This window comes from Streptomyces sp. NPDC041784 (assembly GCF_055591025.1).
Genome location: NZ_JBVJAB010000002.1, coordinates 452,702 through 476,873, shown reverse-complemented (window position 1 = coordinate 476,873; position 24,172 = coordinate 452,702). Strand labels below are relative to the sequence as shown.

Genomic DNA, 24,172 nt, shown 5'->3' with positions numbered 1-24,172 from the left:
AAAGTTGCGGTCGGGCCTGCTGACTTGGGGTTTCAGGCGGCGCACTGTTCGTCGGGGTAGGCGCAGAGCACGCAGGCGCCCAGCTCCGCGGGGATGACGTAGCCCGCATCGGTGTGGCACTGCGGGCAGGTGCGGCGCGCGGCGTTCGCCTTGTCCAACGCCGCGCGCTTCGCGGGCGTCATGGGCCGCACGGGCTTGGCGGCATCCACGCGGTAGAGGTAGGCGACCAGCGGCGGGCGCCGGTAGCGGGGACGTTCGATCTGCGCGGCCACGTCCTGGCCACCCGGCCGCAGACCGCGGGCGCGGAGCTGACGGCGGGTGGCATAGCCTTCCGGCGCGAGGCGCCAGGGGTAGACCGGTATCGCAGCCATCAGCGGCTCGTGATCGCGAGTTCGGCGCCACCGTGGCCGGGGTCGCGCAGCTCGGCGTAGCGGGCGGAGACCCATCCGACCGACCAGCCGCACAGATCCGCCGCGCGTCGCACGGACACGCACTCGGCCACTGCGGCGGCGATGATCCGCCGGGCGTCGTCCTCGGGCAGCTTGCTGTTCACGGGCGGGCCGTCCAGCAGCGCGGCATGTTCACGCCGCTGGGCTTCCGCACGCTCACGGGCCTCCCGTGCAGCCCGCTCGGCGGCCTCACGTTCATGGTGTTCACGCTCCCGCTCGCGCTGTTCACGCTCGCGTTCACGGCGTTCACGCTCCACCCGCTCCGCCGCCTCACGGGCGGCGCGCTCCTCGCGCTCCTCCCGCCGCCGGCGGTCCTCCCGCTCCGTCGCATCCGCGGCCAGGCGGGCTTCGTGCTCACGCTGTTCACGCGCCAACAGGGCGGCGTGCTCGCGCTCCTCCCGCGCCTGCCGACGCGCGGCCTCCGCCCGCTCGCGAGCCGCCTGCCCGGCCGCCTCGCGCTCGGCCCGCTGCTTCGCTTCCAGCGCGATCACGGCGGCGGTGATCGCGCGGCGGTAGGCCAGTCCCGTTTCGGCGGTGACGATCAGCAGCAGCGGCGCCACCGCATGCACCGCGACCCCGACCAGGTCTTTGACCAGGGCAGAGTCGGCGGTGTTCAGAGCGAGCGTCATCGTGCCGGTCATCCACCGCAGCGCCACCGGCCACCGCCCGCCGTGCCCGCCTAAGCGGGCGAGGACCGAGTCAAGACGGACCACGATGACCACCGCCGCGTCAACGACCAGCGGCAGGATCGGGGCCGTCCACGCCCACCGGGCGGGAGTGTGGGAGGCCATGAGCGGGGTGACGGTCAGGACCGAGTACAGCATCGCGCCGCACACGATCAGCCACGTGCCCACCGACAGCGCGCGCTCCGCTGAACGGATCTGAACAGCGTTCACGCGCCACTCCCTGCCCGCGAGTCCACCCAGGTGGAAGCAAGCAGCCACACCGGCGAGGCGGGGTCGGCGGGGTCTGTGCTGAACTCCGTCCACTCCCACTCGGCCACCGGCGCCTGAACGAATCCCAGCGCCTGGAGCGCTCGGGCGCGCTCCGTGAACGTCGGCACCCGTTCGCCCGGCCCGAAGCTGTACTCCGGCCACGGGTCGACGGAACCGCGCAGCACCACGAACAGGCGCCAGCCGCCCTGGCTCGCGGACAACTGCGCCAGCAGCTCCCGAGCCATCACGCCACCTCACCGGCGATGGCACGGTTGGCGAGCGTCGCCCGCTCCGCGAGCACCCGGTGCCGGTCGCGGCGCGCGCGCCGCTGGTCCAGCTCCGTCGGTCCCTGCTCCAACAGGGCGATCTGCACGTCCAGCGCCTCGATGTCCGCAAGGACCGCAGGCATCTCCGCCTCGATTGCGTCCAGCTCAGCGTCGGTCGGCTCCATCCAGTCGGCGAACGCGGTAACAGCGTCCTGAACAGTCACGATGTTCTTCATTGGGTCGTGGTTCCTCTCACACAGGAACGGCCCGAACAGCGGCCCCGGTGTTCGAGCACCGGGGCCGCGCGCCGTTGAAGTCGGAAGATCCGGCTCCCCTCAGCGCTGCACGTGCGAGACGTGCAGCGGAGGCAACCGGCCGCAGCGAAGCGCCGCGGAGGCTGGTCGTTCAGTCGCGTACGGGGCGCACCCGTACGTATCCGTCCTCTTGCTGGCAGGGGAGGGACGGCCTCCCAGGCACGCTGTTGAGTTCTCAAACTGCTGTCGCTTCCTTCGAGCCCGTTTCACGGAGCCCTCCGGGCGTTGGCGCAACCCTCGGTTCACACCCGCTTTGTGCATAGATGTGCCGAGGTTCAGCGACCGCCGTTCCCCAAAGTGACCGGCGGCCACATCCCTAAGGTTCCCTAGGGTTCCCTGCGGTGTCAAGCGGTAAGCTAGGGAACCTCAGGGAAGTGGCGAAAGGGAGCAGGCGACATGGCAGGCCAGGCCGACAATCGGGCCCCGTACGCGAAGATTGCCGCCCACTACGCGGAGCTGATTACCTCTGGTCAGCTAGAGCCGGGAACGCTCTTGCCGAGCATCAAGAACCTCGCGGAGGAGTGGAAGGTGAGCACCGCGACGGCTGAAAAGGCGCTGCGTAAGCTGCGTAACGAGGGTCTTGTGCGGGGGATCCATGGGATCGGGACGGAGGTCCTGGACCAGCCGGCGCCGATGTCTTCGGGGTCCCAGCGCCAGGACCGGGGGCGCCGCACCGGATCTAGCTGGGGAGCAGGCGAAAGGTCCGACTCGCACCAGGCGGCCGTAGTGTCCGCACCCGCCGAAGTGGCGCAAGCACTGGACATTGCGCCTGGCTCGGACGTCATCCGCCGTAGTCGCGTATACAGGGACAGACACGGCATCGTGGCCCACAGCACGTCCTGGATTCCCACTCGGTACGGGAAGCTGATCCCTCAGCTTGCGGCGAGTGAGCGTCTGGCGGGGGGCACTTCGCTCCAGCTCATTGCCCAGGCAACCGGCCACGCGATCAGCCATCGCATCGACAGTGCCTCAGCCCGCCTACTGACGCCGGAGTACGCGCGGCTCTTGGAGTTGGACCCTGACAACCTGCCAGCGGAACCGGTAGTTGTGATGACAGCGAAGTTCGTCGACAGTGAGGGCACCATCGTGGAATACGGTGTGGACCTTGGGGGGCCCGGCCGGACCTGGCGTACAGAATCGGAGGTGTCCCCGTGATGGTCCGTCATGGCGTCCGCCGCGACGGGGCACGGCCCGGGTGCACCGCCGCCCCCCACCCCACTATGGATGACACGCTCGTGAGCGTGCTCGAAGACCGTCTAGATGCACTACTTGCTGCTCGCAGGGCTGGCACAATCACGCCCAACGCCGAAGCGGAGGTGGCCGCCATCTCTCGAACCATGACGAGACTGATGCCCCCACGCCCACCATTCTGTGTCCTGATGGCCGGACTGCCTGGCTCCGGCAAGACGACTTTGTCCCGCGCTCTGACTGCTCGCGGGTTCGTACGGCTGTGCCCGGATGAAGAGATGTTCCGCCGGCACGGCGTATATGGGGTGGACTTTCCTCGAGGCGTCTTCCCCACCCTTGAGCGGCCGGTCCTCGAAGACGTGGCGGTCGACCTTGGGGAGCAGCTCAAGGCAGGGCGCGATGTCGTTGTTGACCACGGCTTTTGGACACCGGAGGACCGGGCGAAGTGGCGAGGCATTGCTATCGATGCTGGTGCCACGCCGGTACTTGTCTACCTCGCAGCCAGCCACGATGAGCTATGGGCGAGGATCAGCAAGCGCAACGACTTCCACGCGAACGATCCCAACTCGATCTACTTCGCCGAGAGCGACCTCCAGCGGTACCGCACGCGATTCGTCCCCCCTCAGGCAGACGAACCCCACCTGCTGTACGACGGAGACCCTACGGTTGTGATCGCACGCTTGGAAGCCTCCCCCCCCTGACGACCAAGGCAGAGACGTAAGTCAGTGGGGCAGCACTCCGCCTCATTCACCCCGCCCGACGCCGTTCAGAGCGGTTGATGCGCCGGGCGAGGACACTGTAATGAACAGCGTCGGCGGACTGGTCTTGGTACTGTCAGCGTGACGTTCTTGAAAACCGCTCCCTGGCGGGTGCGTGGGTGTCAGTGGCCAGGCCTACTCTGCGCGTGTGGAAGATCTTCTGATTAAGGTCCTTGATCTGCAGCCGAGTTGGACGTCGATCAATACCGAAGAGATGCAGACCCGTGGCGTCACCATCCGGCAGGAGATCCCTGGCTCCCTGCGAGAGCACGGGGCGGCTCTGGCGCATGCTCTAGGTGCCGCGCCTGATGAGCTGGGTATAGAGGGACGGGACGGAACGGGTCTCAAGACCGAGGTGCCGTGGGTTCGCGTCTTCGGGCGTGAGCAGTCTCCCAGCGCGACCGGCGGTTGGTACGTGGTGTACCTCTTCGGCGCATCGGGCCAGCGGGTCTACCTGTCGCTGAACCAGGGCACGACCATTTGGACAGGGGGCGACTATAAGGCCCGCAAGGCTGAAGACCTCCACGCCCGAGTCGGTTGGGCCCGTCCGCTTCTGGCAGAGGCGATGGCTACTCGCCAGGACCTTCACGAGACGATCCAGTTGGATGCCAGGACCGCATTGGGCCGGGGCTACGGCCCGGGAAACGTCGTGGCCATTGCCTACGAGCGCGACAACATCCCGGGACAAGATGTACTGCTGGCGGATCTACTCTTCATGACGGGGCTCCTGCGGACTCTGTACGAGGAAGAACGCCTTGCCCCCCACATCCCGGGGGATCCTGCGCCTGAGGTACTGGAAGCCGAACAGAGTGCGGCCCGAACCGCAGGCCGTCGCACACCAAAGGGGACACGGCCGCGCCGCTCCGGGCAGGGCTTCCTGCTCACAGCTGGCGAACGTAGGGCCATCGAGCTTCACAGCGTGCGCATGGCCACCGAGTACTTCAAGGCTCAAGGGTGGTCGGTCAAGGACGTCGGCGCCAGAGAGTCCTTCGACCTTCTCCTGTCGCGAGGTGACGAACGATGCCGCGCCGAGGTAAAAGGCACTACCTCTTCGGGCACGGACGTAATCCTCACGCGTGCTGAGGTAGAGAAGCAGCGCGAGTATCACCCGAACAACGCGCTGGTCGTCGTTCACTCGATCCAGTTGGACCGAACAGGAGATGAACCGGCGACCAGTGGCGGCGTCCTGCACTGCACCAGCCCATGGGCCATCCAGGACGAAGACCTGACGGTGATCTCCTACGCCTACCGGACGCCGATCGGCAAGATGGGCCCCGGCGAGGAACGGGGAGAACCGGGCCGCTTTCCCCCACACGTCCCCCAGCAGCGACAGGAGCGAGGAGAAGCGCAGGTCACCGATGAGGGACACGGCCCGCTGTAGATCTGCCGCGCTTAAGGGCGGGGCCGTCTGTGGGCCGTCGAAGGGCGGCCCACGACGACCAGCAACGACCAATGGCGACCGCTCAATCGCAGGTCAGTGCCGCGTCAACGTCGATCGCCCGAGGTCGCTCCGGGCCGACCTCACTTCCTGCGCAACAAGAGGTCGGAGTGGGAGGAGTACCGCTCCGAGGTGACCGCGTTCGAGCTGCGGAAGAACCTGCCGGTGCTGTAGCCGGTGAGACGTACAGGGGCCGACGGTGCTGTGCACCGTCGGCCCCTTCGTTCACGAGGGTGGTTGCCGAGGAGAGTGGCCGAGGAGAGGTCGTCAGGAGTCGGGTTCGCCTCTGCCCGGTCCCGGTCCCGGTGCCGGTCCCCGGACCGGGTCCGGGTCCGGGTCCGGATTTCGCCGGGCTCCGGGCAGCAGGGGAGGGCCCGCGCCGCCGTTCGGCAGTGGGACAGGCGCATGAGGGTCCTCGCCGGAGTCGGGGATGCTCTGCACCAGCGCGACCAGATTGCCGATGGCCGGCCCCAGCTGTTCGCTGCGCCAGCGGAGGACTCCCTGAAGGCGCATCAGGGCTGAGGTCAACTCCCCGTCCGCCGCTCTCTCGGAATTTTCGATCAGCAGTGCCAGATCTTCCTGGATATTCTGATCCCGAGGCAGTTCGGGAATGTCCGCCTGCTTGTCGCTGAGCGCCCGTGCGATATAGACGAGCTGGTCGAGTCCATGGTATTCACCCGCTCCCAGCGCGTCCCGCCCCCATACGACGTAGCCGACCATCCACGCCTGCAGCGAGAAAAGCCAGTACTTGGCCTGCCTGCGCGCCTCGATCTGCTTTTCGCCGAGGAACTGGATGCCCAACTGGCGGGCCACGCCGACACCGGCGGCCACCGCGAAGCTCGCGCTGCCGAATTCCAGAGCGTCCTGAAGGGTCTGGCCGAATCCCAGATAGCTCGTGACGAAGGTTCCGAGGCCTGCCGCGAAGGCGTTGACGCCGTCCTGAAGGAGTCGGTAGCGGGCCAGGCGGGCCTCGTCCGAGATGCCGTGCGCGATCTCGTTGGCCAGGTCGACACGTACCGCTTCCTGGCTCTCCGACGTCCCCCGGGGTTCCAGCAGCAGCCCCTGGACGGCGGCGGCGAATCTGGCCCCGAACAGTGCGTCCCGCTGTTCGGTGCGTTCCAGGCCGACCATGTCGAGGGCCTCGGCGCCCTTGTCGCCGGCCGCCGCCTTCGACGCCCACAGCGCGGACCGGTTCAGGAACGTGGCGTTCATGCCGTTGCGCCACTCCGGGAAGCGAACGCCGAGCACCACGTGCTCGCGGGTCGCACGTGTGGTGGCTCGTACGATCCCGCGGGTTCTTTCCCCGGGTACCGGGGTGTGATCGAGTTCGTCGCAGAGGATTCTGGCGGCTTGTGCGACTTCCGGAGGTGTCGGTTCATCCCTTCTCCGGCCGGGATGAATTGCGTCGACGACAGCTCGATATCGAATGTCTGTCAGAATCGCCCGCAGATGTACTATGCGCTGGATTGCACGGAGTCCGCGATAGGTGCTGGTCGCCGAACGACCTGCCTCCCCCAAGGTGACCATGCGGCGATTTTAGTCACATGCCATCGTCTCTTGCCAAGCGATAAAGGGTGACTGATCTGCCCATCGAAAGCAGTCGCACGGTCGCGTTATCTATTTCTTCTATTGAAGGAAAATATGATCGGTGCTTGCTCGGGCGGCGCGCGGCGGGGGCGGGGGCGGGAGGGGGTCGGGCGCCGGCGCCGTGCTGTGCCGATTACCTCACGCCTGCCCCGCCGCCAGGTCGGCCAGGACCTTGTGCAGCGGTTCCGTGGCGCGGCGGCGGTACTCCTGGACGGCCCAGCCGTTGCCGTCGGGGTCCTTGAAGTACATGAAGGTGGCGCCGTCGTCGGGGGCGTGCTGGACCGGGTCGGAGATCTCCAGGCCCCGTTCGACCAGTTCCGCGTGGGCCGCCTTGATATCGGTCACGCACAGTTGCAGGCCCTGGTAGGAGCCGGGGGCCGGGCGGGGGCCGTCCATCGTCTCCCAGATCGTGTCGCCGAGCGCGATCGAACAGCCGGAGCCCGGGGGCGTCAGCTGGACGATCCGCATGCCCGGCATGACCTCCTGGTCGATGTCCACATGGAAGCCGACCTGGTCGCGGTAGAAGTCCCGCGCCCGGTCGATGTCGCTGACGGGCAGCGGGATCACTTCGAGCGTGTAGAGCATGTGCTGGTCCTCCCGGTCGCCTCTTACGGAGTCGGGCCGGTGCGGTCGGTCGGGCCCACCGCCCCGTCAGCCGAACCGCCACCGTGTCTGGCTGAACGGCTCCCCCTTACCGAAGCCGAAAACCGTCCGCGGCGCCACCGCGTAGACCAACGCGTGTCCCGCACCGTGGTGGAAGAAGCCGTCCCGCACCTCGTAGTGCCAGAAGCTGCCGTACTTCGCCTCCCAGGCCGCCGCCAGCCCACGCAGCCGCCCGTCGTCCGACACCCGCACGGCCTCACCCTCGACCACGACGTCGTAACCCTTTGCCCAGGTGTTCGTGCCGGTCGTCAGCACCACCTGCGGGTTCCGCGCCAGGTTGTGGGCCTTGCGCTCGGCGGGGCCGGTGGCGAAGTGCAGCGCGCCGTCCGCCCAGACCGTCGGCAGCGGGGTGACGTGCGGGCGGCCGTCGGGCCGTACCGTCGAGATCCAGAACAGTTCCGCTTCACCGAGCAGGCCCGCCACCTCGGCCCAGTCGGGGGCGGTGGCTCCCTCGCTGCTGTACCGGGCGTCCAGCTCGCCCCGGGGTTCCCGCATGGTTCCTCCTTGCGGCTCGCACCATGTCTCTACGGTTACAGGACCCCGCCGGGCGTGCGAACTCATCGGCGGCCGCTCCGGCGCTTCTGCCAGGCACTCCGGTTAGGCTCGGGGCAGCAGTACGACCTTGATCCGATGGTCCGACGGGAGGCCGGGGATGATGGCGCCGGGGCGCAGGAGCAGTACCTTCACACGGCTGCTGCGGCACGGTTTCACGGACCCGTCCGCCGCCGAGCGGCTCCTGGACGGGCCCGAGCTGTCGCCGGTGCGGGACGACCCCTTTCTACTGGAGGCGCTGGGGGCGACCGCCGATCCCGATCTCGCGCTGCACGGCCTCGTCCGGCTCCTGGAGGCCCAGCCCGGTCCCTCCGCGCGCCGTGAACTGCTGGACACGCTGATAGCGGCGAAACCGTTGCGAGACCGGTTGCTGGGCGTGCTCGGGGCGTCCGCCGCGCTCGCCGACCATCTGGCCCGCCACCCCCGCGACTGGGAGGCGCTCGTCATGTACGAGCCCCGGGACCTCCACCCCGGGGTGGAGGAGTTCGAGCGTGGGCTCGCCGATGCCGCGGAACCGGTCGCGCTGCGCGTCGCGTACCGGCGCTGCCTGCTGTCGATCGCGGCGCGGGACGTGTGCGGGACGACCGATGTCGCCGACACCGCCGCCGAGCTGGCCGACCTGGCCACCGCGACGCTGCGGGCCGCGCTCCGGCTGGCGCGGGCGGCCGCGCCCGAGGACGCCGCGCTGTGCCGGCTCGCCGTCATCGCCATGGGGAAGTGCGGCGGGCACGAACTCAACTACGTGTCCGACGTCGACGTCATCTTCGTGGGGGAGGCCGTGGAGGGGGCCGACGAGGGGAAGGCGCTCCGGGCCGCCACCAAGCTGGCCTCGCACATGATGCGGGTCTGTTCGGAGACGACCGTCGAGGGTTCCATCTGGCCCGTCGACGCCAATCTGCGGCCCGAGGGGCGCAACGGACCGCTCGTGCGGACGCTGAGCAGTCATCTCGCCTACTACCAGCGGTGGGCCAAGACCTGGGAGTTCCAGGCGCTGCTCAAGGCGCGGCCGGTGGCCGGGGACCTGGAGCTGGGCGCCGCGTACGTCGCCGCCGTGGAGCCCCTGGTCTGGCAGGCCGCCGAGCGGGAGAACTTCGTCGCCGACGTGCAGAAGATGCGGCGGCGGGTGGTGGAGAACATTCCCGTCGCCGAGGTCGAGCGTGAGCTGAAGCTCGGGCCCGGGGGGCTGCGGGACGTCGAGTTCGCCGTACAGCTGTTGCAGCTGGTGCACGGGCGGGCGGACGCGTCATTGCGAAGCGGGACCACGCTGAAGGCGCTTCAGGCGCTGGCCGCCGGCGGGTACGTGGGGCGGGCCGACGCCGTCCAGCTCGATGAGGCCTATCGGTTCCTGCGGTCCATGGAGCACCGGATCCAGCTGTACCGGCTGCGGCGGACGCACCTCGTGCCCGAGGGCGAGGACGATCAGCGGCGGCTCGGGCGGTCGTTGGGGCTGCGGGCCGATCCGGTGACGGAGCTGAACCGGGAGTGGAAGCGGCATGCGGCCGTCGTGCGACGGCTGCACGAGAAGATCTTCTACCGGCCGTTGCTGGACGCGGTCGCTCAACTCGCGCCAGGAGAGGCCCGGTTGAGTGCAGAGGCGGCCCGGGAGCGGCTCGTCGCCCTGGGGTACGCCGATCCCGCGTCCGCGCTGCGGCATCTGGAGGCGCTGGCCTCGGGGGTCACGCGCAAGGCCGCGATCCAACGGACGCTGCTGCCCGTGCTGTTGGGGTGGTTCGCCGATTCCGCCGATCCGGACGCGGGGCTGCTCAACTTCCGCAAGGTGTCGGACGCGCTCGGCAAGACGCCTTGGTATCTGCGGTTGTTGAGGGACGAGGGTGCCGCCGCGGAGAATCTGGCGCGGGTCCTCTCCGCCGGGCGGCTCGCTCCTGATCTGTTGATGCGGGCGCCCGAGGCGGTCGCGTTGCTGGGCGACGGCGACGGTGACGGTGGCGGCGGACTTCAGCCGCGCGGGCGGGCGCAGTTGGAGCAGGAGATCCTGGCGGCCGTCGGGCGGGCGGAAAGCGGCGAGAAGGCGGTCACCGCGGTGCGCGGGGTGCGGCGGCGGGAGCTGTTCCGTACGGCCGCCGGGGACATCGTCAGCTCGTACGGGACCGAGACGCGGCTTGCCGAGCCCGATCAAGGGGCGCTGGTGGACCGGGTGGGGGCCGCGGTGTCGGACCTCACGGCGGCCACCGTGGCGGGCACACTGCGGGCCGTGGTGCGGGACGGATGGGGGGAAACGCTTCCTACGCGGTTCGCCGTGATCGCCATGGGGCGGTTCGGCGGGCACGAGCTGGGCTACGGGTCCGATGCGGACGTGTTGTTCGTGCACGAGCCGCAGGACGGGGTGGACGAGCGGGAGGCCGGTCAGGCGGCGAACCGGGTCGTCGCCGAGATGCGGCGGTTGCTGCAGATCCCCAGTGCCGATCCGCCGTTGCTGATCGACGCGGATCTGCGGCCCGAGGGGAAGTCCGGGCCGATGGTGCGCACGCTCACGTCGTACGCGGCCTACTACCGGCGGTGGTCGCTGGTGTGGGAGTCGCAGGCGTTGCTGCGGGCGGAAGCGGTCGCGGGGGACGAGGAGCTGGGGCGGCGGTTCATCGAGCTGATCGATCCGCTGCGGTATCCGGCGGAGGGGCTGGGGGACGAGGCCGTTCGGGAGATCCGGCGGCTGAAGGCGCGGATGGAGTCGGAGCGGATGCCCCGCGGGGCCGATCCCAAGCTGCACACCAAGCTGGGGCCGGGCGGGCTGTCCGATGTGGAGTGGGCCGTGCAGCTGCTCCAGTTGCAGCACGGGTGGGCGGAGCCGGGGCTGCGGACCACGCGGACGCGGGAGGCGTTGGCGGCGGCGTGTGCGGCGGGGCTCATCTCCGGGGAGGACGCGGGGATTCTCGACGAGGCGTGGGTGTTGGCCACGCGTGTGCGCAACGCGGTGATGTTGGTGCGGGGGCGGGCCGGGGACACGTTTCCTTCCGAGAGCCGGGAGTTGGCCGCGGTGGGGCGGTATCTGGGGTACGGGCCCGGGCATGTGGGGGAGTTGCTGGACGGGTATCGGCGGACTGCTCGGCGGGCTCGGGGGGTTGTGGAGGAGTTGTTCTACGGGGGGTGACCCTTCGGGAGGGGGGCGCCTGATTGCCGACGTGGGTGCGGGGAGTGGGTGGTGTCGGCCGCCCGACCGCCGTCGTGGGTCGGGGCCGTCGCGGTGCGTCGAGCCCGTCGCGCGTTGGGCGTACTGCTGCCTGTTGCCATGGTTCGACGGGGCAGTGACGAGCTACGCGACGGGCTGCGACGCACCGCGACGGCCCGCTCCCGCCGGATCGCGGCTCTCCGGTCCCTGGGGTGTGCGCCGGGGCTTGGCGCGGGTCAGGGCCACACCTACGAGGACCACCGCCATGCCTGTCCAGACGCGTGGGCCCACGTTCTCGTCGAGGAAGAGGGCGCCCAGGGCCACCGAGATCACCGGGAGCAGGTAACCGGTGGTGGCGGCTGTTGTGGGGCCCTCGTCGGCTATGAGGCGGTAGTTGAGGTAGAAGGTCACGCCGGTGCCGAGGATGCCGAGTGCGGTGACCGCCAGGATGCCGGTGAGGTCGGTGTGGACGGGGCCCGCGGTGGGGAGGGCGAGGGTGGTCCAGGCGGTGGCCATGAGGAGCTGGGCGGTGGACATGGCGATCGGGGCCTGTTTGTCCGTGAGGTGGCGGGCCATGTACGCGAAGGCCACGGCGTAGCTCGCGGCGGCCGTGAGAAGGGCGAGGGCGCCCCAGGTGAGCAGGCCCTCCTGGTGCCAGGGGGCGAAGATCACGAGCGTGCCGGCGAAGCCCACGAGGAGGCCGGTCAGACGTACGGGGTGCAGGGCGCGGTCGGTGCCGAGGAGGACGCCGATGAGGAGGGACCAGAGCGGGGTGGTGGCGTTGAGGACGCCCGCGATGCCGGAGTCGACCGTCTGCTCGCCCAGCGCGAACAGGGCGAACGGGACGGCATTGCAGAACAGGGCGGCCACGGTCAGGTGGCCCCAGGCGGTCAGGGAGCGGGGGAGGTGCTGGCCGGCCGCGCGGGCCAGAGCCAGGAGGGTCAATGTGCCCAGGGCGCAGCGGGCGACGGTGATCTGGGTGGGGGACAGGCCGTGGTTGAGGGCGAGCTTGATCCAGAGGAAGCCGGAGCCCCAGAGGAGGGCCAGGGCCGCCATGCGGAGCGTCGAGGAGGGCGACATGTCTCTACGGTGGGGGAGACCTCTTGTCAGGACAAGTGAAGAGTTCTGGATGGTTCGTTAAGCTGGACTACATGCTTGATGTGCGTCGCATGCAGGTGCTGCGGACCGTCGTGGGGGTCGGGTCGGTGACCGGTGCCGCTTCCCGGCTGGGGTACACGCCGTCCGCGGTCAGTCAGCAGATCGCCGCTCTGGAGAAGGAGGCCGGGGTCGCGCTGCTGGAACGGGTCGGCCGGGGCGTGCGGCCCACCGCCGCCGGGTTGTTGCTCACCGAGTACGCGGACGCCATCGGGCGGCAGGTCGCCCAGGCGGAGGCCGCGCTGGCCGATCTGCTCGCGGGGCGGACCGGGCGGCTGGCGGTGCGGTACTTCGCCACGGCGGGGGCGGGGCTGGTCGCGCCGGCTGTGGCGTTGTTCCGGGAGCGGCTTCCGCGGGTTCAGATCGAGCTGAAGCTGACGGCCGACGCGGAGGATCCGCTGGCCGAGGTGGTCGAGGGGCGGGCCGATCTGGCGCTGGTGGTGCGCGGGGCCGGTCGGGAGGAGGGCGGGGTGCGGCTGGTGCGTCTGCTGGACGATCCGTACCTCGCCGTGCTGCCGCGTGGGCACCGGCTCGCGGGGCGGCGGAGCGTGCGCCTCGGGGAACTGGCGGAGGAGGCGTTCGTGGGCAGCGAGTGGCCGGGCCCCTGTCTCGACGCGCAGCTCGACGCGTGTGCGGCTGCCGGGTTCCGGCCGCGGTTCGTGGTCGAGAGCGAGGACTATGTGACGGCTCAGGGGTTCGTCGCGGCCGGGCTGGGGGTCGCCCTGGTGCCGAGGCTCGGACTGGGGAGCCGGCATCCGGGGGTCGTGGTCCGGGAGGTACGTGATCCGGCGCCGGTGCGGGCCATCCACGCCGTGGTACGGGAGACGGGCGTGCCGCAGCAGCCCGCACTGGGGGCGTTCGTCGACGCCTTGCGGGAGGTCGTCGGAGGGGAGTGAAGGGCCCTACCGGTCGGTTTCCGGTGTGCGCAGGGTCCTCGCGTGGCGGAGGAAGTCGGCCAGGCCCGACCCGAACCCCCGGTCCGCGCGGACCGGGGGAGGGGGGGCATCAGGCGCGGGATCGCCGTGGGAAGTGGTGCGGGGAACGCGGCGCGGCAGGAGCGGGCCCAGGCTTCCGGCGCGGAGTCCAGGACCGTCGGGGGCGGTACGGCCTGGCTGGAGCACGCCGACTGCCACGGGCAGGGGACGGAGGCGTTCCGGCCCGATCCCGACGCGTACGCCGCCGCCGTACGGCGGCACCGGGTCGAGCACATCGAGACCGCGCCGGACGCGCTGCTGTCCCGGTTCGCGGAGCTGGGAGCGGCGGCGTCGATGCAGCCCCCGCACACCGTGCACACGCGAGCCGGCGGCACCGACGAGCGGTCCCGGCGGCTGGGTGCCGGGCGGGCGGGACATCGCTGGCTGCTGCGGGGCTGCGGGGCTGCGGGGCTGCGGGGCTGCGGGACGCCGGCGCGACGGTCGCCCTCGGCTCGGGCCGGCCCATCGCCCCCTACGACGTCCGAGCCGTCCTGGCCACCGCTCGTGCGCCACGGGGGGCCGCCGCGGCGCGGGCCGGGCTGACGGGACCGGAGGCCCCAGGAGGGCAACCCATCCAGAACGGCAACCGGTTGTGAAACAGCAACCCCTTCCGAAACGGCGACCGTCCGAGAACGCGGCAACCGCTTCCGAAAGCAACCCCTACGCCTTCGTGGGCAACAGTGGCCCACCCGTCCCCTTCACCGGCACCATCCTCGGCAGCGCGTACGGCAGGGTGCCGTACCAGGCGCGGGCGACCGCGAAGCCGAAGGCGAGGCAGAGGAGGCCGCCGACCGCGTCCAGCCAGAAGTGGTTGGCGGTGGCGACGATGATCACCAGCGTTGCCACCGGGTAGAGCAGGCCCAGGATCCGCACCCACGGCAGCCTGGCCAGGGCGAAGATCGTCAGGCCGCACCACATGGACCAGCCGATGTGCATGGACGGCATCGCGGCGTACTGGTTCGACATGTTCTTCAGGTCGCCGGAGGCCATCGAGCCCCACGTCTGGTGGACCATGACGGTGTCGATGAAGTCGCCGCCGGTCATCAGGCGGGGCGGCGCGAGGGGATACAGGTAGTAGCCGACCAGGGCCACCGCCGTCGTCGCGAAGAGCACCAGGCGGGTGGCCGCGTACCGGCCCGGATGGCTGCGGTAGAGCCACACCAGGACACCCAGCGTCACCACGAAGTGCAATGTCGCGTAGTAGTAGTTCATGCCGACGATCAGCCACGTCACCGAGTCCACGGCGTGGTTGACCGACTCCTCGAAGGCGATCCCGAGGTGGTGCTCCATCCGCCAGATCCAGTCCGCGTTGCGCAGCGCCGCGGAGCGCTGCTCCGGGACCGCGTTGCGGATCAGTGAGTACGTCCAGTAACTCACCGCGATCAGGAGGATCTCGAACCACAGGCGCGGCCGGCGCGGGGTCCGCAGTCCGGCCAGCCGGCCCCGGCGGGGCTCCGGCCCGGCCTCGGTCCTGGCCGTGACGGGGCACGGGACGGCCTGGTCACGGCCTTCCCTCGGCGTCACGGTCTGTTCACCCATGGGCACAGAGTCTGCCAGAAAAGCCATGTCCCCCCGATCATCCCCCGGGCGGGTTCGCCCCGCACGTTCTACGGCGAGGAGACCTCATCGTCTCCTACCGGCGCAGGGGAGGAAACCCCGGCTTCTCCGTCCTAGGGACGATTCCGGTCCCCAGGGGCCGAAGCGGTCGAACCGCGTACCACCAGTTCCGGCATGAACACGAACTCGCTGTGCGGCGCCGGAGTCCCGCCGATCTCCTCCAGCAACGTGCGCACCGCGGCCTGACCCATCGCCGGGACCGGCTTGCGGACGGTGGTGAGGGGCGGGTCGGTGAAGGCGATCAGCGGGGAGTCGTCGAAACCCACGACCGAGATGTCCCGCGGGACCGCCAGTCCGCGCTGCCGGGCCGCCCTGATCGCGCCCAGCGCCATCATGTCGCTGGCGCACACGATCGCCGTACAGCCGCGGTCGATCAGTGCGGTGGTGGCCGCCTGGCCGCCCTCCAGGGTGTAGAGGGAGTGCTGGACCAGCTCGGACTCGATCACCTCCGCGTTCAGGCCCAGCTGCTCCTGCATCGTGCGCACGAAGCCCTCGATCTTGCGCTGCACGGGGACGAACCGCTTGGGGCCCAGCGCCAGGCCGATCCGCAGGTGGCCCAGGGAGGCGAGGTGGGTGACCGCGAGGTTCATCGCGGCGCGGTCGTCCGGGGAGATGAACGGCGCCTGGACCTTCGGGGAGAAGCCGTCGACGAGGACGAAGGGGACGCCCTGCGCGCGCAGCTGCTCGTAGCGCTGCATGTCGGCGGTGGTGTCCGCGTGCAGGCCCGAGACGTAGATGATGCCGGCGACCCCGCGGTCCACCAGCATCTCGGTCAGCTCGTCCTCCGTGGAGCCGCCCGGGGTCTGGGTGGCGAGGACCGGGGTGTAGCCCTGGCGGGTCAGCGCCTGCCCGATGACCTGGGCCAGGGCCGGGAATATCGGGTTCTCCAGCTCGGGCGTGATGAGGCCGACGAGCCCCGCGCTGCGCTGGCGCAGACGGACGGGGCGCTCGTACCCGAGGACGTCCAGCGCGGCGAGCACGGATTGACGGGTGGTGGCGGCGACGCCAGGCTTGCCGTTGAGGACGCGGCTGACGGTCGCTTCGCTCACCCCCGCCTGGGCGGCGATGTCGGCAAGCCGTGTGGTCACAGAGGTGGACTGTACCGGCCAGGTGTCGCCTTGCACACCAATCGGACGCCGTGGGCGACCTACCGACCGGCCGCGCCCGGGCTGCTGCGTCATTGCGCTCCCTCGTGGTCCCTCATGTAAGTGATGGCAAGAGCTTGCAGAGTCTTGCACAGGCCGTCCCCAAGTGTTCGACGGGCGTAAACAAGCGTCTCACGGCGGTCGCTGTCGGGTCACGCACGGATAACTTCGGAGACCTCTTGCACTTTTTTTCTGCAAGGTCTTTCGCAACGCTTACATCGCTGTTACGTTCACGTCGCCCGGCGGCGGCAACGGCGCGGTCGGCAGAAGTCGACAGGATTGGCGGGCGGGACCGCCTCCTGTAGCTATACGGGCTTTCACCCTCAAGGAGAAACTCATGCGGCGTGGCATAGCGGCCACTGCGCTGGTGGCGTCCCTCGCCCTCGCGGCGACGGCCTGCGGCGGAGACGACAGCGGCAGTGACAAGTCGGACGGCCCGGTGACCATCACCTGGTGGGACACCTCCAACGCCACCAATGAGGCGCCGACGTACCAGGCCTTGGTCAAGGAGTTCGAGGCCGCCAACAAGAACATCAAGGTCAAGTACGTCAACGTGCCCTTCGACCAGGCGCAGAACAAGTTCGACACGGCCGCCGGTGCCTCCGGCGCCCCGGACGTCCTGCGCTCCGAGGTCGGCTGGACGCCCGCCTTCGCCAAGAAGGGCTACTTCCTGCCGCTGGACGGCACCGAGGCCCTCGCGGACCAGGCCAAGTTCAAGTCCAACCTGATCGAGCAGGCCAAGTACGAGGGCAAGACGTACGGCGTGCCGATCGTCACCGACACCCTCGCGCTCGTCTACAACAAGGCGCTCTTCGAGAAGGCCGGCATCACCGAGGCCCCGAAGACCTGGGACGACCTGAAGAAGGCCGCCGCCACGATCAAGACGAAGACCGGCGTCGACGGCTACTGGGGCTCCACCCAGGCCTACTACGCCCAGTCCTTCCTCTACGGCGAGGGCACCGACACCGTCGACGCCGACGCCAAGAAGATCACCGTCAACTCGGCGGAGGCGAAGAAGGCGTACGGCACCTGGCTCGACCTCTTCGACGGCAAGGGTCTGCACAAGGCCGACACGACCGCCGACGCCTACGCGCACATCCAGGACGCGTTCGTCAACGGCAAGGTCGCCGCGATCGTCCAGGGTCCGTGGGAGATCACGAACTTCTACAAGGGTTCGGCCTTCACCGACAAGAACAACCTGGGCATCGCCACCGTCCCGGCCGGCTCCTCCGGCAAGGCGGGCGCCCCGACCGGCGGCCACAACCTCTCGGTCTACGCCGGCTCGGACAAGGCCCACCAGGCCGCCGCGCTGAAGTTCCTCAACTTCATGACCTCCGCGACGTCCCAGGCCACCATCGCGCAGAAGAACTCCACCCTGCCGACGCGTGACGACGCCTACACCGACGCCGTCAAGGCCGACCCGGGCATCGCCGGCTACGGCACGGTCCTGTCCGCCGCCCAGCCGCGCCCGGCGCTGCCCGAGTACAGCTCCCTGTGGGGTCCGCTGGACACCGAGCTGCCCAAGATCGCGGGCGGCAAGGAGTCCCTCGACAAGGGCCTGAGCACCGCTGAGACCGCCATCGCCAAGCTGGTGCCGGACTTCAGCAAGTAAGCCCCGAGCGGGCCGTCGGATCTGCCTTGTAGGGGGGACAGATCCGACGGCCTGTCGGCCTGCGAGCCGTACACCTTTGACCCACAGGACTTCACGAAGGTTGTCGAACCAATGACAGTCGCCATCGACCGCGCGACCGGCAAGCGTCGCGGTGACCACGAGCCACGGCCCGGGCTGGGCCGGCGCCTGAAGCGCAGCTACCGGAAACACTGGTACGCCTATGTGATGATCGCCCCGGTGGCGGTCGTGCTCGGCGTCCTCGTGCTCTACCCGCTGGCGTACGGCTTGTACCTCACCCTGACCGACGCCAACAGCCTCAACACCGCGCGCACGATCGGCGCCAACCACATCGACGCCACCTACCAGTTCATCGGCCTCGACAACTACGCCGACATCCTGTGGGGCCCCACGGCGTACGACCGTTTCTGGTCGCACTTCATCTGGACGATCGTGTGGACGGCGGCCTGTGTAACCCTGCACTACACCATCGGCCTCGGCCTCGCCCTGCTGCTCAACCAGAAGCTGCGCGGCCGCACCCTCTACCGGCTGATCCTGGTGCTGCCCTGGGCCGTGCCCACGTTCGTCACCGTTTTCGGCTGGCGTTTCATGCTCGCCGACGGCGGTGTCATCAACACCGCGCTCGACGCGCTGCACCTGCCCAGCCCGCTGTGGCTCGAGGACACCTTCTGGCAGCGGTTCGCCGCGATCATGGTCAACACCTGGTGCGGTGTGCCGTTCATGATGATCTCGCTGCTCGGCGGCCTCCAGGCCATCGACGGCTCCCTGTACGAGGCCGCCGAGATGGACGGCGCCAGCGCCTGGCAGCGCTTCCGGTACGTCACCCTGCCGGGCCTGAGGTCCGTCAGCTCCACCGTCGTACTCCTCGGCATCATCTGGACCTTCAACCAGTTCGCCGTGATCTTCCTGCTGTTCGGCAACACCGCGCCCGACGCGCAGATCCTGGTCACCTGGGCGTACTACCTCGGCTTCGGACAGCAGCCGCGTGACTTCGCCCAGTCCGCCGCCTACGGCATCCTGCTGCTGGCCATCCTGATCGTCTTCACCTCGTTCTACCGCCGCTGGCTGAACCGCAATGAGCAGCAGCTCGCGATCTGAGGCAGGAGTTCCCATGAGTACCACCACAGCCGAGAGCTCCGCCGCGGTCACCGAGGGGACCGGCACCGCCAGGTCCCCCCGCAAGGTCCGGCGCCGGGGCGAGAACAGCCGGGCCGGCTCCCTGGCCTCGCACGGCGTCCTGGTCACCGCCAGCCTGATCGCGCTCTTCCCGATCGCCTGGCTCGTCTACCTGTCCCTCGGACCGGACAAGGACGACTACCTGCACCCCGGACGCATCTGGGGCAAGATGACGTTCGACAACTACGCGTTCGTCCTCGAGCACACCGAGTTCTTCAACTGGCTGAAGAGTTCGCTCGTCGTCACCCTGGGCACCACGGTGATCGGCGTGCTGATCGCCGCCACCACCGGCTACGCGGTCTCCCGCATGCGCTTCCCCGGCTACAAGAAGTTCATGTGGGTACTGCTGGTCACCCAGATGTTCCCGGTCGCCGTGCTGATGGTCCCGATGTACCAGATCCTCTCGGACCTGCAGCTCATCGACCACTACCTCGGCCTCATCCTCGTCTACTGCACCACCGTGGTGCCGTACAGCGCGTGGCTGCTCAAGGGGTACTTCGACACCATCCCCTTCGAGATCGACGAGGCGGGCCGGGTCGACGGGCTCACCCCGTTCGGCACCTTCTTCCGGCTGATCATCCCGCTCGCCAAGCCCGGCCTCGCGGTAGCCGCCTTCTACAACTTCCTCACCGCCTTCAGCGAGGTCGCCTTCGCCTCGACGTTCATGCTCAGCGACGACAAGTACACCCTTGCCGTCGGCCTGCAGTCCTTCGTCAGCGAGCACGACGCCCAGCGCAACCTGATGGCCGCGACCGCGGTGCTGATCGCGATACCGGCCGCCCTGTTCTTCTACCTCGTGCAGAAGAACCTGGTGACCGGTCTCACCGCGGGCGGCACGAAGGGGTGACGCCCTGCCGGTGACCTGGTTCTCCGGGATCCGGTGATCCGGTGATCCGGTGATCCGGTAATCCGGTGCTCCGGTGCTCCGGTGCTCCGGTGCTCCGGTGACAAGACTCCCGCGCGCCTGACCGCGCGGGTGGCGGCCGCGGTGTCCATCCGACCCCGCTGACACCGCGGCCGCCTCATCACCCCGCACCCGATCCCGCACCCGATCCCGCCACGTCCAGGCCACCGCACCCACCCCGGCCCCCACCCGACAGCCCATGAACACAACCCCGTTACGTATCAAGGACGCCATGAGCCAGCAGCACTCCGCAGCCCCGGCCCCGACCCCCACCTCCGCGTCGGCCGTCGTCACCGTCGCCAAGCGCCGCGACTGGTGGCGGGACGCGGTGATCTACCAGGTGTACCCGCGCAGCTTCGCCGACAGCAACGGCGACGGCATGGGCGACCTGGAAGGCGTACGCTCCCGCCTCCCGTACCTGCGCGACCTCGGCGTGGACGCCGTGTGGCTCAGCCCCTTCTACGCCTCCCCCCAGGCCGACGCGGGGTACGACGTCGCCGACTACCGTGCCGTCGACCCCATGTTCGGCAACCTCCTCGACGCCGACGCCCTGATCCGCGACGCCCGCGAACTGGGGCTCAGGATCATCGTCGACCTCGTCCCCAACCACTCCTCGGACCAGCACGAGTGGTTCAAGCGGGCGCTGGCGGACGGCCCGGGCTCGCCGCTGAGGGAGCGCTACCACTTCCGCCCCGGCAAGGGCGAGAACGGCGAACTCCCGCCCAACGACTGGGAGTCCATCTTCGGCGGCCCCGCGTGGACGCGGGTCACCGAACCGGACGGCTCGGCCGGCGAGTGGTACCTGCACCTCTTCGCCCCCGAGCAGCCCGACTTCAACTGGGAGCACCCGGCCGTCGGCGACGAGTTCCGCTCCATCCTGCGCTTCTGGCTGGACATGGGCGTCGACGGCTTCCGCATCGACGTGGCCCACGGCCTGGTGAAGGCGCACGGTCTGCCCGACCTCGGCTCCCACGATCAGCTCAAACTGCTGGGCAACGATGTCATGCCGTTCTTCGACCAGGACGGCGTCCACGACATCTACCGCCAGTGGCGGCTCATCCTCGACGAGTACTCGGGCGAGCGGATCTTCGTCGCCGAGGCCTGGACCCCCACGGTCGAGCGCACGGCCAACTACGTCCGCCCCGACGAACTCCACCAGGCCTTCAACTTCCAGTACCTGGGCACCGCGTGGGACGCGAAGGAGCTGCGCGAGGTCGTGGACCGCACGCTGGAGGCGATGCGCCCGGTGAGCGCCCCCGCGACCTGGGTCCTGTCGAACCACGACGTCACCCGGCACGCCACCCGCTTCGCCAACCCGCCCGGCCTCGGCACCCAGATCCGCACGGCGGGCGACCGGGAACTCGGGCTGCGCCGCGCGCGGGCGGCCAGCCTGCTGATGCTGGCCCTGCCCGGCTCGGCGTACGTCTACCAGGGCGAGGAACTCGGCCTCCCGGACGTCGTCGACCTGCCCGACGAGGTGCGCCAGGACCCGGCGTACTTCCGCGGCGCCGGCCAGGACGGCTTCCGTGACGGCTGCCGGGTGCCGATCCCGTGGACCCGCGAGGGCTCGTCGTACGGCTTCGGCAGCGGTGGCAGCTGGCTGCCGCAGCCGCCGAGCTGGGCCGAACTGAGCGTGGAGGCCCAGGAGGGCGTCGACGGTTCGACGCTGGAGCTGTACCGCTCGGCGCTCGGCCTGCGCCGCTCCCAGCCCGACCTGGGCGCGGGCGACTCGGTCGAGTGGCTGAAGGCTCCCGAGGGCGTACTGGCCTTCCGCCGCGGCGAGTTCGTGTGCGTCGCGAACACCTCGGGCGAGTCGGCGCGGATCCCGGCGTACGGCCGTGTCCTGCTCGCCAGCGGCGAGGTGGCCGAGGTCGACGGCGAGGCGAAGCTCCCGGCCGACACGACGGTCTGGTTCACCACGGCCTGACCATCCGTCACGAGGGGCCGCCGTTCTTGGGGGAACGGCGGCCCCTCGTGCGTCCTTCCGTCGCCGGCCGGGGACCGCCGCGCGATGATGGGCGGTCGAGCCGCCCGGTGCGCGGGCGGGCGGAGGGGAGGGCGCGCGGTGAATCTGGTCAATCTCGCGGACGGCGACAACGCCTTCCGGGTGCGTGTGCTGGGGCGCCGATCGCCGGGTCTGCTGCACCTCCACGACCGGCTCGACGCGGAGGTCCTGGTCACGAGTTCCTTCGTCGGCGGCCGGCTGGCCATGTCCCTCCTCCCCGCCGATCTCGAGGACTGGTCGCGTGCCCTGGACCTGCTCGCCGCCGGTCGGGACATCCGTTGGCGGGACGACGACCACAGTCCGGAGATCAGGATCCGGCCGTACGACGAGGAGCACGAGGCCGTCGTCGTCCGGGTGGAGGACCTGAGCGGTTCGTGTGTGTCGGTAACGCTTCCCATGAGTCTCGGCGACAGCTGGATCGACGAGCAGCGCGCGCTGCTCGCGCGGGTGCGGCAGGAGTGGCCGAGCGAGGTCATGGAATCCGCGCCGGGGGTCTACGAGTGGCGGGGCCGCCGTCGGTGAGGGGCGGTTCGTCCGCCGCTGTTATGAGTTGACGGACCGTCACCCGTAACTTCTTGCGAATCTTTCACGCCCGACCGCTGCCATTTTCGGTCACGGGCCCTTAACATCGCGCCACCGCAAGGTTTCTGAAAGATTTCAGCAAGAGCCTTCAACGACGAAGGAACCCCACATGGCACGCAGCAGAATCGCTTCAGGCGCCGCAGCCCTCACCGCCGCGACGGCCGTCCTCATGGCCCCCGGCGCCGCGTACGCCTCCCCGCCCGGCACCAAGGACGTCACCGCCGTCCTCTTCGAGTGGAACTTCGCCTCGGTCGCCAAGGAGTGCACCAACACCCTCGGCCCGGCCGGTTACGGCTACGTCCAGGTCTCCCCGCCCGCCGAGCACATACAGGGCGCGCAGTGGTGGACCTCGTACCAGCCGGTCAGCTACCGGATCGCGGGACGGCTGGGCGACCGTACGGCCTTCCAGAACATGGTGAACACCTGCCACGCGGCCGGTGTGAAGGTCGTCGTCGACACCGTCGTCAACCACATGGCGGCCGGCAGCGGCACCGGGACCGGCGGGTCGTCGTACACCAAGTACAACTACCCGGGCCTGTACTCCTCCTACGACTTCGACGACTGCACCTCGCAGGTCACCAACTACAGCGACCGCTGGAACGTCCAGCACTGCGAACTCGTAGGCCTGGCCGACCTGGACACCGGCGAGGAGTACGTCCGCAAGGCGATCGCCGGGTACATGAACGACCTGCTGACGCTCGGCGTCGACGGTTTCCGCGTCGACGCGGCCAAGCACATCGACACCGCCGACCTCGCGAACATCAAGTCGCGGCTGACCGACCCGGGCGTCTACTGGAAGCAGGAGGTCATCTACGGCTCCGGCGAGGCCGTCCAGCCCACCGAGTACACGGGCAACGGGGACGTGCAGGAGTTCCGGTACGCCTACGACCTCAAGCGGGTCTTCAACAACGAGAACCTCGCCTACCTGAAGAACTACGGCGAGGGCTGGGGGTACATGAGCAGCTCGGTCGCGGGTGTCTTCGTCGACAACCACGACACCGAGCGCAACGGCTCCACGCTGAACTACAAGGACGGCGCGAACTACACGCTGGCCAACGTCTTCATGCTCGCCCACCCCTACGGCGCCCCGGACGTCAACTCCGGCTACGAGTGGTCCGACGTGGACGCGGGCCCGCCCAACGGCGGTGCGGTCACGGCCTGTTGGCAGGACGGCTGGAAGTGCCAGCACGCCTGGCCCGAGATCCAGCGCATGGTCGCCTTCCGCAACGCCACCCGCGGCGCGGCGGTCGGCGACTGGTGGGACAACGGGGGCGACGCGATCGCCTTCGGCCGGGGCGCCAAGGGGTACGTCGCCATCAACCACGAGAGCGGCTCGCTCACCCGCACGTACCAGACCTCGCTGCCGGCGGGAACGTACTGCAACGTCCAGAGCAACACGACGGTGACGGTGAACTCCAGCGGGCAGTTCACCGCCACCCTGGGCGCGAACACGGCGTTGGCGATCTACGCCGGGAAGTCGAGCTGCTGAGCGACGGCGGACTCGGACACCGTCGCTCCTGGCGCTGCTTCCAGGTGTCGCTCGCGGTGTAGCCGGACGAACCGCCCGTCGTGTACGGGCGGTTCGTTCTGGACTCCCAGGTCACGTTCCCGGAGCCGCCCTTCGTGACGTGTGAAAGTTCTTGCCATCGGTTTCAAGCCTCTTGCTGTAAACCTTTCGTTAGCGATACGGTCGCGCGGGCGCCCGGCAAC

The 24,172-nt window shown here is 69.5% G+C and carries 21 protein-coding genes and 2 pseudogenes; 13 read left to right on the top strand and 10 right to left on the bottom strand.

Annotation, left to right across the window (positions count from 1 at the left end; translation table 11 throughout):
* Window positions 1-32 precede the first annotated feature (32 nt).
* Genes ACZ6D7_RS05825 through ACZ6D7_RS05810 form a run of 4 tightly spaced genes read right to left on the bottom strand, consistent with a single transcriptional unit; the run spans window position 33 to window position 1,886 of the window.
* Entirely contained in the window at window positions 33-371 is a 339-nt protein-coding gene (locus ACZ6D7_RS05825) for an RRQRL motif-containing zinc-binding protein (RefSeq protein WP_469483982.1), read from the bottom strand.
* Complete coding sequence (locus ACZ6D7_RS05820) at window positions 371-1,345, bottom strand: DUF2637 domain-containing protein (protein ID WP_469483979.1); 975 nt, start codon at window positions 1,343-1,345, stop codon at window positions 371-373. Before ACZ6D7_RS05820 ends, ACZ6D7_RS05825 begins: the two co-directional genes overlap by 1 nt.
* Window positions 1,342-1,629, bottom strand: a complete 288-nt coding sequence (locus ACZ6D7_RS05815; protein ID WP_469483977.1) for a DUF6303 family protein — start codon at window positions 1,627-1,629, stop codon at window positions 1,342-1,344. Before ACZ6D7_RS05815 ends, ACZ6D7_RS05820 begins: the two co-directional genes overlap by 4 nt.
* Window positions 1,629-1,886, bottom strand: a complete 258-nt coding sequence (locus ACZ6D7_RS05810; protein WP_469483975.1) for a DUF6284 family protein — start codon at window positions 1,884-1,886, stop codon at window positions 1,629-1,631. The genes ACZ6D7_RS05815 and ACZ6D7_RS05810 overlap by 1 nt, the downstream gene beginning before the upstream one ends.
* Window positions 1,887-2,360: 474 nt before the next feature.
* On the opposite strand from ACZ6D7_RS05810, the gene ACZ6D7_RS05805 reads away from it, so the two are divergent.
* From ACZ6D7_RS05805 to ACZ6D7_RS05790, 4 genes and pseudogenes are all read left to right on the top strand, one after another.
* Entirely contained in the window at window positions 2,361-3,119 is a 759-nt protein-coding gene (locus ACZ6D7_RS05805) for a GntR family transcriptional regulator (protein WP_469483972.1), read from the top strand.
* Window positions 3,120-3,184: 65 nt separating this feature from the next.
* Window positions 3,185-3,853, top strand: a complete 669-nt coding sequence (locus tag ACZ6D7_RS05800) for a P-loop nucleotide/nucleoside kinase family protein (RefSeq protein ID WP_469483970.1) — start codon at window positions 3,185-3,187, stop codon at window positions 3,851-3,853.
* Window positions 3,854-4,058: 205 nt separating this feature from the next.
* On the top strand, window positions 4,059-5,291 hold the full coding sequence (locus tag ACZ6D7_RS05795; RefSeq protein ID WP_469483967.1) for an MrcB family domain-containing protein: 1,233 nt from the start codon (window positions 4,059-4,061) through the stop codon (window positions 5,289-5,291).
* Window positions 5,292-5,435: 144 nt separating this feature from the next.
* Window positions 5,436-5,522 (top strand): annotated as a pseudogene (locus ACZ6D7_RS05790) (glutamine synthetase); the annotation flags it as partial.
* 93 nt (window positions 5,523-5,615) lie between these two features.
* On the opposite strand, the gene ACZ6D7_RS05785 reads toward ACZ6D7_RS05790, so the two are convergent.
* The 3 genes from ACZ6D7_RS05785 to ACZ6D7_RS05775 all read right to left on the bottom strand — a co-directional run bounded on the left by ACZ6D7_RS05785 (window position 5,616) and on the right by ACZ6D7_RS05775 (window position 8,093).
* Window positions 5,616-6,599 carry a hypothetical protein gene (locus tag ACZ6D7_RS05785; protein WP_469483964.1) on the bottom strand — a complete coding sequence of 328 codons (984 nt, stop codon included), beginning with the start codon at window positions 6,597-6,599 and terminating at the stop codon, window positions 5,616-5,618.
* 474 nt (window positions 6,600-7,073) lie between these two features.
* Complete coding sequence (locus ACZ6D7_RS05780; RefSeq protein ID WP_469483962.1) at window positions 7,074-7,520, bottom strand: VOC family protein; 447 nt, start codon at window positions 7,518-7,520, stop codon at window positions 7,074-7,076.
* Window positions 7,521-7,586: 66 nt separating this feature from the next.
* The gene (locus ACZ6D7_RS05775) at window positions 7,587-8,093 is read right to left on the bottom strand and encodes a pyridoxamine 5'-phosphate oxidase family protein (protein ID WP_469483959.1); all 507 of its coding nucleotides are present in this window, start codon (window positions 8,091-8,093) and stop codon (window positions 7,587-7,589) included.
* A 157-nt stretch (window positions 8,094-8,250) separates the two neighbouring features.
* Between ACZ6D7_RS05775 and ACZ6D7_RS05770 the strand changes: the two genes are divergently transcribed.
* Window positions 8,251-11,256 carry a bifunctional [glutamine synthetase] adenylyltransferase/[glutamine synthetase]-adenylyl-L-tyrosine phosphorylase gene (locus tag ACZ6D7_RS05770; protein ID WP_469483956.1) on the top strand — a complete coding sequence of 1,002 codons (3,006 nt, stop codon included), beginning with the start codon at window positions 8,251-8,253 and terminating at the stop codon, window positions 11,254-11,256.
* A gap of 162 nt (window positions 11,257-11,418) precedes the next feature.
* Here ACZ6D7_RS05770 and ACZ6D7_RS05765 read toward each other — a convergent pair whose 3' ends face one another.
* Complete coding sequence (locus ACZ6D7_RS05765; RefSeq protein ID WP_469483954.1) at window positions 11,419-12,354, bottom strand: DMT family transporter; 936 nt, start codon at window positions 12,352-12,354, stop codon at window positions 11,419-11,421.
* 71 nt (window positions 12,355-12,425) lie between these two features.
* Between ACZ6D7_RS05765 and ACZ6D7_RS05760 the strand changes: the two genes are divergently transcribed.
* Entirely contained in the window at window positions 12,426-13,325 is a 900-nt protein-coding gene (locus tag ACZ6D7_RS05760) for a LysR family transcriptional regulator (protein ID WP_469483951.1), read from the top strand.
* 192 nt (window positions 13,326-13,517) lie between these two features.
* Window positions 13,518-13,969: pseudogene (locus ACZ6D7_RS05755) on the top strand (amidohydrolase); the annotation flags it as partial.
* Window positions 13,970-14,063: 94 nt separating this feature from the next.
* On the opposite strand, the gene ACZ6D7_RS05750 reads toward ACZ6D7_RS05755, so the two are convergent.
* Window positions 14,064-14,942, bottom strand: a complete 879-nt coding sequence (locus ACZ6D7_RS05750) for a phosphatase PAP2 family protein (protein WP_469483949.1) — start codon at window positions 14,940-14,942, stop codon at window positions 14,064-14,066.
* A gap of 131 nt (window positions 14,943-15,073) precedes the next feature.
* Window positions 15,074-16,108: a LacI family DNA-binding transcriptional regulator gene (locus tag ACZ6D7_RS05745; protein ID WP_469483946.1), complete on the bottom strand. Its 1,035-nt coding sequence runs from the start codon at window positions 16,106-16,108 to the stop codon at window positions 15,074-15,076.
* A 394-nt stretch (window positions 16,109-16,502) separates the two neighbouring features.
* Here ACZ6D7_RS05745 and ACZ6D7_RS05740 point away from each other — a divergent pair, with 394 nt between their 5' ends.
* The 6 genes from ACZ6D7_RS05740 (at window position 16,503) to ACZ6D7_RS05715 (ending at window position 23,951) form a co-directional block, all read left to right on the top strand.
* Complete coding sequence (locus ACZ6D7_RS05740; RefSeq protein ID WP_469483943.1) at window positions 16,503-17,777, top strand: extracellular solute-binding protein; 1,275 nt, start codon at window positions 16,503-16,505, stop codon at window positions 17,775-17,777.
* Window positions 17,778-17,888: 111 nt separating this feature from the next.
* Window positions 17,889-18,893 (top strand): carbohydrate ABC transporter permease, encoded by a 1,005-nt coding sequence (locus ACZ6D7_RS05735; protein WP_469483940.1) that lies wholly within the window; start codon window positions 17,889-17,891, stop codon window positions 18,891-18,893.
* Between the two features lie 13 nt (window positions 18,894-18,906).
* Window positions 18,907-19,818, top strand: a complete 912-nt coding sequence (locus ACZ6D7_RS05730) for a sugar ABC transporter permease (RefSeq protein ID WP_469483937.1) — start codon at window positions 18,907-18,909, stop codon at window positions 19,816-19,818.
* A gap of 289 nt (window positions 19,819-20,107) precedes the next feature.
* Entirely contained in the window at window positions 20,108-21,802 is a 1,695-nt protein-coding gene (locus ACZ6D7_RS05725; protein ID WP_469483934.1) for a glycoside hydrolase family 13 protein, read from the top strand.
* 138 nt (window positions 21,803-21,940) lie between these two features.
* Window positions 21,941-22,402 (top strand): DUF5959 family protein, encoded by a 462-nt coding sequence (locus tag ACZ6D7_RS05720; protein ID WP_469483932.1) that lies wholly within the window; start codon window positions 21,941-21,943, stop codon window positions 22,400-22,402.
* Between the two features lie 169 nt (window positions 22,403-22,571).
* Window positions 22,572-23,951, top strand: a complete 1,380-nt coding sequence (locus ACZ6D7_RS05715; protein WP_469483929.1) for an alpha-amylase — start codon at window positions 22,572-22,574, stop codon at window positions 23,949-23,951.
* Window positions 23,952-24,172: the final 221 nt, after the last annotated feature.

Bases quoted from the DNA above. Each gene is read 5' to 3' on its own strand.
- ACZ6D7_RS05825 (WP_469483982.1), bottom strand. From the start codon at position 371: ATGGCTGCGATACCGGTCTACCCCTGGCGCCTCGCGCCGGAAGGCTAT.
- ACZ6D7_RS05815 (WP_469483977.1), bottom strand. From the start codon at position 1,629: ATGGCTCGGGAGCTGCTGGCGCAGTTGTCCGCGAGCCAGGGCGGCTGG.
- ACZ6D7_RS05810 (WP_469483975.1), bottom strand. From the start codon at position 1,886: ATGAAGAACATCGTGACTGTTCAGGACGCTGTTACCGCGTTCGCCGAC.
- ACZ6D7_RS05805 (WP_469483972.1), top strand. From the start codon at position 2,361: ATGGCAGGCCAGGCCGACAATCGGGCCCCGTACGCGAAGATTGCCGCC.
- ACZ6D7_RS05800 (WP_469483970.1), top strand. From the start codon at position 3,185: ATGGATGACACGCTCGTGAGCGTGCTCGAAGACCGTCTAGATGCACTA.
- ACZ6D7_RS05780 (WP_469483962.1), bottom strand. From the start codon at position 7,520: ATGCTCTACACGCTCGAAGTGATCCCGCTGCCCGTCAGCGACATCGAC.
- ACZ6D7_RS05775 (WP_469483959.1), bottom strand. From the start codon at position 8,093: ATGCGGGAACCCCGGGGCGAGCTGGACGCCCGGTACAGCAGCGAGGGA.
- ACZ6D7_RS05770 (WP_469483956.1), top strand. From the start codon at position 8,251: ATGATGGCGCCGGGGCGCAGGAGCAGTACCTTCACACGGCTGCTGCGG.
- ACZ6D7_RS05765 (WP_469483954.1), bottom strand. From the start codon at position 12,354: ATGTCGCCCTCCTCGACGCTCCGCATGGCGGCCCTGGCCCTCCTCTGG.
- ACZ6D7_RS05760 (WP_469483951.1), top strand. From the start codon at position 12,426: ATGCTTGATGTGCGTCGCATGCAGGTGCTGCGGACCGTCGTGGGGGTC.
- ACZ6D7_RS05750 (WP_469483949.1), bottom strand. From the start codon at position 14,942: ATGGGTGAACAGACCGTGACGCCGAGGGAAGGCCGTGACCAGGCCGTC.
- ACZ6D7_RS05740 (WP_469483943.1), top strand. From the start codon at position 16,503: ATGCGGCGTGGCATAGCGGCCACTGCGCTGGTGGCGTCCCTCGCCCTC.
- ACZ6D7_RS05735 (WP_469483940.1), top strand. From the start codon at position 17,889: ATGACAGTCGCCATCGACCGCGCGACCGGCAAGCGTCGCGGTGACCAC.
- ACZ6D7_RS05730 (WP_469483937.1), top strand. From the start codon at position 18,907: ATGAGTACCACCACAGCCGAGAGCTCCGCCGCGGTCACCGAGGGGACC.
- ACZ6D7_RS05725 (WP_469483934.1), top strand. From the start codon at position 20,108: ATGAGCCAGCAGCACTCCGCAGCCCCGGCCCCGACCCCCACCTCCGCG.
- ACZ6D7_RS05715 (WP_469483929.1), top strand. From the start codon at position 22,572: ATGGCACGCAGCAGAATCGCTTCAGGCGCCGCAGCCCTCACCGCCGCG.